The sequence below is a fragment of the Scytonema sp. UIC 10036 genome (assembly GCF_009725235.1).
The window spans coordinates 24,864-31,318 of record NZ_WJFC01000160.1 but is presented as its reverse complement, the minus strand read 5'-3'; the positions used below and the strand labels follow the sequence as shown (position 1 = coordinate 31,318).

The 6,455-nt window shown below is 41.6% G+C and carries 3 protein-coding genes; 1 reads left to right on the top strand and 2 read right to left on the bottom strand.

Annotated features, from left to right (window positions below; all coding sequences use genetic code 11):
* Window positions 1–2,652: amino acid adenylation domain-containing protein (locus F7734_RS44970; protein ID WP_155750843.1), on the bottom strand; the 2,652-nt coding region annotated here is incomplete at its 3' end.
* Window positions 2,653–3,303: 651 nt separating this feature from the next.
* Here F7734_RS44970 and F7734_RS44965 point away from each other — a divergent pair.
* Window positions 3,304–3,951 (top strand): hypothetical protein, encoded by a 648-nt coding sequence (locus F7734_RS44965; protein WP_155750842.1) that lies wholly within the window; start codon window positions 3,304–3,306, stop codon window positions 3,949–3,951.
* Window positions 3,952–4,073: 122 nt separating this feature from the next.
* Here the strand turns inward: F7734_RS44965 and F7734_RS44960 are convergent, their stop codons facing one another.
* Window positions 4,074–6,386 (bottom strand): heavy metal translocating P-type ATPase, encoded by a 2,313-nt coding sequence (locus F7734_RS44960; RefSeq protein ID WP_155750841.1) that lies wholly within the window; start codon window positions 6,384–6,386, stop codon window positions 4,074–4,076.
* Window positions 6,387–6,455 lie beyond the last annotated feature (69 nt).

Here is a 6,455-nt window from a genome sequence, read left to right as displayed (position 1 = left end):
GGGCAAAGGGGGTAGGGAAGAGGGATTTTCAAGCTTGGTTGCGTGTGTGTGCCGATAGTTACTAACAGGATGAGGAATAAAGCGTTCAGCAGTCGTTTCTGAGCGGTTGAGGTAACCACGGGCTAACCCATCACCGCCAATGTATAACTCACCCGTAACACCAATAGGTACGGGCTGTAAATAAGCATCTAAAATATAAATTTGCGTGTTTGCGAGCGGACGACCAATGGGAAGAGATGTAGCTGATTCTGGTAATTCTTTTACGTGATAATAAGAAGAAAATGTTGTCCCTTCTGTAGGACCGTAAACATGAATCAATTTTTGTGGTGAACCGTGTTTCAAAACCTTCTCAATCCATCTGATATCGACAGTCTCACCACCAAATAATAAACATCGCAATGAAGCAAAGGCTTGTGGAGTCTCCCTAGCAATTTGTTGAAATAAAGCTGTTGTTAAAAACAGAATACTGATTTCTTTTTGTTGAAGTTTTTTTTTGAATTCACGGGATGACAAAAGAGTTTCTTTGTTTATACAAACAAGTTGCGCTCCGTTCAGTAATGCACCCCAAATTTCAAATGTGGCTGCATCAAAAGATATATTTGAGGCTTGAGCAACTTTATCTGTTGTCTCTATTGTTATATAATTTGTGTTACAAACCAGTCGATTCACAGCTTTGTGAGTAACTGCAACTCCTTTGGGTTTCCCTGTAGAGCCGGAAGTGTAAATTACATAAGCTAAGCGCTTGCTATCAATGATAGTTTTGGGGTTATCTGTACTTTCTTTCGAGATTCTATCCCAATCTTTATCTAGATTGATCGTTTGCTGAGAAAAATTTGTAAAAAACTTGCTCGTATTTTCTTGCATGAGCAATACAGAAACTCCTGCGTCTTCTAACATGAAATTGAGACGTTCTTGTGGATAGTTAGGCTCTAAGGGTAAATAAACTCCCCCAGCTTTCAAAATCGCCAGCAAACCTACAATTGTATCTACATATTCTACACAAATTCCTACTATAACTTCTGTAGTAACACCATGTTTTTGTAGGTAATGTGCTAGTTGATTGCTACGTTGATTTAATTCCCTATATGTCGTCTCTACATCTCCAAATGTTAATGCGTTACCGGAACGGGCGCTAAGGGCGATCGCATCAGGGCTTTTTTGAACCCAATCCTCAAACAGTTGATGAATGCACTTATCTTGAGGATAATCAATATAACTCTGATTCCATTCTACTAATATTTGATGTCGTTCAGCTTCACTTAAAAGCGGTATCTCTGTCATGCAGTGTTCTGGATGATTAACAAGACTCTTTAAGAGAGTTTTAAAATGGTTTAAGAAACGAGTTATAGTGTTTTTATCAAACAAATCGGTGTTGTATACCATGACACCTCGAATTCCATCAGAATGTTCCCAATTTCCACCCCATAAGCCTCTGAAATCTTGAGAACACTTCCAGAGATGTAGCTCCAAATCAAAACGTGTTGTCGTAAAATCAAGATTCATAAAACTAGGCACCAATCCAGGTAATTCCAGTGCTGACATTGGTGCATTTTCAAAACCAAAAACAACTTGAAAAAGCGGGTGATGACTTAAGTTGCGCTCCGGATGCAATTCCTCAACAAGTTTCTCAAATGGCAAATCTTGGTGACTGTAAGCACCGAGCGTCACTTCTCTCACTCTTCCTAGCAATTCTCGAAAAGTTGGGTTTCCAGATAAGTCAGTTCTAAGTACCAAACTGTTGACAAAAAAACCAATAAGCCCTTCAATTTCACTGCGGTTGCGATTAGCAATTGGTGAACCCACCACAATATCTTCTTGATACGTGTAACGGTAAAGCAACGTCTGAAATGCCGCCAGAAGGGTCATAAATAAAGTCACACCCGCGTGCTGTGAAAGTATTTGGAGTTCATCAGCCAACTGCTGCGATATCTCTATAAATTGCGTTCCTCCTTGATAGGATTGTACAGTTCCTCTGGCTCTATCTGTAGGTAGGTGCAACATGGAAACACCCTTCAATTGCTGTCGCCAGTACTCTAACTGAGTTTGTAGAGGTGAATAGCCATTTGTTCCTTCTCCTTGCAACCACTCTCGTTGCCAGCAGGCAAAGTCCGCATACTGTAAAGGAAGTTCCGGTAAAGATGATGTAGAGACTTTGCATGCAATATCTTGATAGAGTGTTCCCAATTCTCGAATAAACACTCCAATAGACCAGTCATCACAAATAATATGGTGCATATTCAACAATAAAATATGCTCCGTTTCAGAAAGCACTAGCAATTTCACTCGCAGCAGGGGTCCTAGGGATAGGTCAAAAGGGCATTCTATTTCTGAGGTGACAATCCGCTTTGCTTCTATCTCTCGTTCCTCTGTTGTCAACTCCCCCAGGTTTAATATAGAAAGAGGAACACTTAAAGAAGGTAAAATCACCTGTACAACTTCCCTCTCTAGTATCTCAAAGGTGGTGCGTAAAGTTTCGTGACGGCGAACAATTTCTTGTAAAGCCTGCTGTAAGGCGGTGCAATTCAGCAAACCTTTCAAACGAATAGCAGTTGGCACATTATAAATAGTATTGCCCGGTATCAACTGGTCGAGAAACCACAGACGTTGTTGAGCGAAAGATGCAGGAAATACAAAGACCTCTTCAGACGACATAACTAGCTCCCAAATCAATCTGAAATTTTAACGTTGAATCTTCTTCTGAAGCAAGCTTCTCGGCTTGCCATAATTAAAAACCATCCTTAAATTTGTAACCTGTCTCTAGCATTAAACTACGAGCTTAAAAGAAGAATTTATATCGTAAGTTCAACTACGCCCATCTTTGAAAAAAGAATGCTTGTTATTGACAACAACTAAATCCGCTTTTTTCTATAGTAGTCCTAAATCATTCGTGAGAAAACTAGAAACCCGATTTCTTTAAGAAGTCTGGTTTCTGAGCTTTCAATTCTCACTAACTAAATAGAATTACTATAGATCTATCTTAAGGTTAGTAAAAAATAGAAAGAAGTAGGATAACCTTAAAATAAGTCTACCTAATCCTTTTACAGCATAAGAGCGCCGCTCTTCTTCTCCTCTTTCCTCTGCGTCTCTGCGGTTCATTTAATTAAATATTCTTCTAGCGGGAAGGGAGTAATTAATTTCCGATATCAAGATTATTGAGAAAAAATTTCCCATATTTGATTCGTTAATGTTAGATACCAAAATTTTAGATTCTATTATTAAAACTCCTATAACGGTCAATTAAATAACAATTCAAAATGACTAGATATAGAGAGATTGCGTAAATTCAACCCATAGGAGAAACGAATGAATTTATTAGAAAGTATTTTTGGTGGCAATCGGGAGGCGGAAAATGACTCCCGCAATTTTATCAACCGTTATGAGCAAGGCTTACCCTATGAGGGATACTCGGATGAGGAAGTTTTTAACCGTTACAACCAAGTATCCAAACAACTACCGGCAGAGCTTTATCAAGAATCTGCACAAGAAGCTTTTAGTAGGATGTCACCACAAGAGCGAATGCAGTTTGGACGGTATCTTCAACAACAAACACGTCAGCATCACTTGAATTTTCCTGACCTCAACCAAGATGGTATAGACGATCGCCTTCAAGACCCAAATTATCTTGCTAAAACCACACGTAGGATTCATCAACAGCAACCAGATATACTCGGTCAAATCTTTGGAGGTGCTACAGAGAGTTTGATGGGTGGTCGTGGTGGTAACATTTTTAGCAATCCACTAGCGAAGGGCGTGATGGCAGGTATAGCAGCTATTGCCATGAAAAAGCTCTTTGAAAGAGGCGGACAGGCAAATTATGGACAGTACGGTGATATCCGCCCAGCTAGCGAAGACCCCTATGGTGACCCAGCTGATTACGGGCAGTATGGTAATATTCGTCCAGCAAGTGAAGACCCATATGGCGATCCAGCGGATTATGGGCGGTTGAGATAAGACCAAACCGCGATCGGAACAACCATTTAGAGACGCGCCATGGCGCGTCTCTTAGTTGATATGATGTTCGGATGAACGCTGACACTACGTTTATAGTTATACATGCAAAGACAGCGCAACTACTAACCGCTAATAAGTTTTGCTCGAAAGTTCCGCAGACGCAAAGCATTTGTGACAACGGACACTGAACTGAATGCCATTGCTGCACCTGCAATAATTGGGTTAAGCAGCCAGCCGAAGATGGGGAATAGAATTCCTGCAGCAATGGGAATTCCGGCTACATTATAGATAAAAGCAAAGAAGAGATTTTGACGAATGTTATTAATTGTGGCACGGCTAAGTTGAATTGCAGTCACAATTGAGAGTAAGTCTCCAGATATTAGTGTAATATCACTAGCTGCAATTGCAACATCTGTCCCAGTACCGATCGCTATGCCCACATCAGCTTGAGCTAATGCAGGTGCATCGTTGATGCCATCACCTACCATCGCTACAATAGATTGGCGATTGGGAAAACGCTTCTGTCCCAGTCCCCAGTCCCTATTCCCCAATCCCTGTTTTTGCAGAGACTGAATGACTGCAGCTTTTTGCTCAGGACGCACTTCCGCTAAAACACGGTTAATACCAACCTCACGGGCAATAGATTCAGCAGTACGGCGGTTGTCACCTGTCAGCATAACAACTTCTAAGCCTAGTTTTTGCAATGCTTTTACTGCTTGAGCAGAAGTGGGTTTGATGGCATCTGAAATACCTATCAATCCTTGGATTTGTCCGTCAACTGCAATCCAAACTGCTGTTTTACCCAAGTATTCCAAACGTTCTTTATCTTGTTGCAAGGCTTGGGTTGGAATGCTCAATTCTTCCATCCAGCGTTGTGTACCCAGTTGTACGAAACGGTTCGAGACAATCCCTTGTACGCCACTACCTGCAATTGCTTCAAAATCTTTGACTGCCGCTAACTGTACTTCTTGAGATTCAGCATATCTGACAATAGCTTCTGCAAGCGGATGTTCGGAATAACGTTCTACAGATGCAGCAAGTTGCAACAGTTTCATTTCATGACTGTTAGCTGTTCCATTGACCGTTACAAAGTCCGTAACTGTGGGTTTGCCTTGGGTAATAGTTCCAGTTTTGTCAAGTACTATAGTTTGAATTTTGTGTGCAAGTTCCAAACTTTCGGCACTTTTAATCAGAATACCATTTTCTGCACCTTTCCCAGTTCCCACCATAACGGATGTAGGAGTTGCCAAACCTAATGCACACGGACAGGCAATAATGAGTACCCCAACTGTTGTTATCAGCGATAAGCTCAAATTACCCGTGACGTTAAACCAAATGATAAAGGTTAGCAGTGCAATGGCGATGACTACAGGTACAAACCATCCAGTCACTTGGTCTGCCAATCTTTGAATTGGGGCTTTAGAACCTTGCGCTTGCTGTACTAATTGGACTATCTGTGCCAGTACGGTATCTTTTCCAACTCGTGTGGCTTGAAACTTGAAACTGCCAGTTTTATTGATGGTGCTGCCAATGACTTCATCACCTGGTTGTTTTTTGATGGGAACACTTTCCCCAGTAATCATGGCTTCATCAACAGTAGATGTGCCTTCAAGCACTTTGCCATCTACGGGAATTTTCTCACCAGGTCTGACTAAAATGACATCTCCAACTTGCACTTCCTCAATTGGAATATCGATCTCGCGTCCTCTGCGAATTAAACGTGCTGTCTTGGCTTGCAGACCGATTAACTTACGAATAGCTTCTCCCGTTTGACTTTTGGCACGAGTTTCTAGCAGCCTTCCTAGTAAAATCAGTGAGATAATGACTGCGGCAGCTTCATAATAGACATCTGGGCTGAGACCTTGAGATGTATACCAATGGGGAAAAAAAGTGGGAAACAGGGAATAGACGTATGCAGTGGTTGTGCCTAATACTACTAATGTGTCCATTGTGGCAGCGCGACGTTTTAATGCTTTCCACGCGTTGACATAAAATGACGCACCGCACCAAAACAGTATTGGAGATGTTACAACCAACTGCAACCAAGGGTTATGCAGCCACATGGGAATCAACGGAACGTGCAGCCCTGTCATCATTGGTATTGAACCAATGACAAGCACTGCGCTCAGGATACCTGAGATCGCGACTTTACGGGTTAAAACTCGAATTTCTTGCGATCGCACCCGTTTTTCCACATCATCTTCCACCAACGTATTCTGTTGCTGCAAAGGATAAGCAGAGTAACCCGCCTCTGATACCACATTTTGAATAACTTGTAAATCTGTTTTTCCGGGATCGTATTCTATCGTTGCCTGTTCTGCACCAAAATTCACAATGCATTCATTAACACCGACAACCGAACTAATAGCTTTTTCAACACTTTTGGCACAAGAGGCACAACTCATACCCCGAAGCTTAAGTATAGCATTCTCCATAAGACGGCTCCTGACTCTCAATGGCACCCATGAACAACTAACTTTCATCATGAATGCTCCAGTACACTG

Excerpts from the sequence above, each read along its gene's own strand:
- F7734_RS44965 (WP_155750842.1), top strand. The coding sequence starts at position 3,304 with ATGAATTTATTAGAAAGTATTTTTGGTGGCAATCGGGAGGCGGAAAAT.
- F7734_RS44960 (WP_155750841.1), bottom strand. The coding sequence starts at position 6,386 with ATGGAGAATGCTATACTTAAGCTTCGGGGTATGAGTTGTGCCTCTTGT.